The organism is Mesorhizobium sp. M7D.F.Ca.US.004.03.1.1 (genome assembly GCF_003998635.1).
Taxonomy (GTDB): domain Bacteria; phylum Pseudomonadota; class Alphaproteobacteria; order Rhizobiales; family Rhizobiaceae; genus Mesorhizobium; species Mesorhizobium loti.
Genome location: NZ_RZQG01001024.1, coordinates 1 through 1,993, shown reverse-complemented (window position 1 = coordinate 1,993; position 1,993 = coordinate 1). Strand labels below are relative to the sequence as shown.

Here is a 1,993-nt window from a genome sequence, read left to right as displayed (position 1 = left end):
TCGTCGGCCTGATCGCCGCCATCGTCTTTGCCACGGCGGAACGGTTTGGCCTTGCCATGGGGCCGGCGATGGGGGCCGCCCAGATCGCGGCGGCAAGGCTGCGGCCGCGAAAATCGAAGACGGGCAGCGGCAGACGGGTGAAGAAGACCAGGCAGAGCGCGATGTCGTCGACGATCTGCCGCGGTGAAAGGGCCAGGTTCTTGAACTTCATGCTCTAGCCCCTCGCAATCGCGTGGAAGAAGGTGCCGCTGACATGGCCGCGCCGATAGCCCGAGGCGCCGATCGGATTGCCCTGTCCGTCGGCGAGGTCGGCCAGCGGCTCGTCATTGCCGGTAGAGGTCATCTGCGCATAGTGGAATTCGTGGCCACGGATCAGCGCGCCAGCTGAGCCCAGCGGGCAATCGGCGCGCAACCGCGCCTCGCGATAGCCGAGGTTCATCTTGCGTTTGGCGAAGCTGGTGGAATGGCCGAGCAGGCCGAGCATCGCATGCGTTTCGCCTGACGCATCCTCCAGAGCTTCGCCCAGCACCATGAAACCACCGCACTCGCCATGGATGGGCTTCTTCGCCGCAAATCTTGCCATTCCGGCTTTGAAAGTCTCCGCTGCAGCGAGCCGGCCGGCGTGAAGCTCGGGATAGCCGCCGGGCACCCAGCAGACATCGCAATCCGCGTCGGGTGCCTCGTCGGCGAGCGGCGAGAACGGGACGATTTCGGCACCGGCTTTGCGCCAGTAGGCGGCGACATGCGGGTAGAGGAAGGTGAAGGCGGCATCCTCGGCCAGCGCGATGCGCTGACCGGGCGGCGCTAGCGCGTCAGCAAAGCCGCCAGACGCCGGGGTGAGGGGCGTCGCCAGGGCCATGATCGCATCGAGGTCGAGCGACCTTTCCGCCATGTCGGCCAGCCGGTCGAGATGCGCCATCAGGTCGTCATATTCGCCGGCCTGAACGAGGCCGAGATGGCGCTCCGGCAAATTGAGCGTGGGATCGCGCAGGATGGCGCCGACGACCGGCAGGCCGATCGCCTCGATGGCCTCGCTGCACAGCTTGCGGTGCCGCTCACTGCCCAGCCGATTGAGCACGACACCGGCCATGCGCACATCAGGATCGTAGGTGGCAAAACCCTTGGCGACGGCGGCTGCGGTGGTCGACTGGCCGGAGACGTCGAGAACCAGCAGCACCGGCAAGCCATAGAGCCGCGCCAGGTCGGCCGCCGAACCGGTGCGGCCTGGCGAGGCCGGAATGCCGTCGAACAGGCCCATGGCGCTTTCGAGGATGACGAAATCGGTGTCACCGGCGGCTTGCGCTGCCAGCGCGTTGAGGAGGGATGGCGGCATCGCCCAGCTGTCGAGGTTGACGCCGGACAGGCCCGTGGCGGCGGTGTGGAAGCCGGGGTCGATATAGTCGGGGCCGGATTTGGCGCCGCGCACTTTCAGCCCGCGCCGGGTCAGCGCGCGCAGGATGCCGATGGTGACGCTGGTCTTGCCGGAGCCGGAGCGCGGCGCGCCGATGATGATGGCCCGGGCCGTCATGCTTCCCCCGCCAGCGCTGCGCGCATGGCAACGATGCCGCCGACGACGATCAGCGCCGGCGAGGCAAGACCGGCGGTGGCCGCTTCCTCGGCAATGGTGGCGAGCGTGGCGACGACGGTTCGTTCCTGCGGCGTCGTCGCAGCGACGATCACTGCCGCCGGTGTTGACGGCGCCAACCCGCCGTCGAGCAGTGCCGCGGCGATCAAGGGCAGATTGGCCATGCCCATATAGACGACGACAGGCTGGCCGGTACGGGCGATTGTTGCCCAGTCGAGATCGTCATCGGTGCCGGCGGCATGGCCGGTGGCCAGGATCACCGCCTTGTTGATGCCGCGCATGGTGGCCGGAATGCCGGTGGCGGCCAGCGCGCTGAGGCCCGAGGTCAGGCCGGGCAGCACGCGGAACGGGATACCTTCCCGCGCGAGCGCCAGAGCTTCTTCGCCGCCACGGCCGAAAATATAGGGG

The 1,993-nt window shown here is 68.1% G+C and carries 2 protein-coding genes and 1 pseudogene; all 3 read right to left on the bottom strand.

Annotation, left to right across the window (positions count from 1 at the left end; genetic code table 11):
- A pseudogene (locus tag EN935_RS33355) lies at window positions 1-211 on the bottom strand (hypothetical protein); the annotation flags it as partial.
- A 3-nt stretch (window positions 212-214) separates the two neighbouring features.
- Entirely contained in the window at window positions 215-1,528 is a 1,314-nt protein-coding gene (locus EN935_RS33350; RefSeq protein WP_127265088.1) for a cobyrinate a,c-diamide synthase, read from the bottom strand.
- The coding region (locus tag EN935_RS33345; RefSeq protein WP_245489119.1) for an SAM-dependent methyltransferase at window positions 1,525-1,993 on the bottom strand (469 nt) is incomplete at its 5' end. The genes EN935_RS33350 and EN935_RS33345, both read right to left, overlap by 4 nt.

Bases quoted from the DNA above. Each gene is read 5' to 3' on its own strand.
- EN935_RS33350 (WP_127265088.1), bottom strand. From the start codon at position 1,528: ATGACGGCCCGGGCCATCATCATCGGCGCGCCGCGCTCCGGCTCCGGC.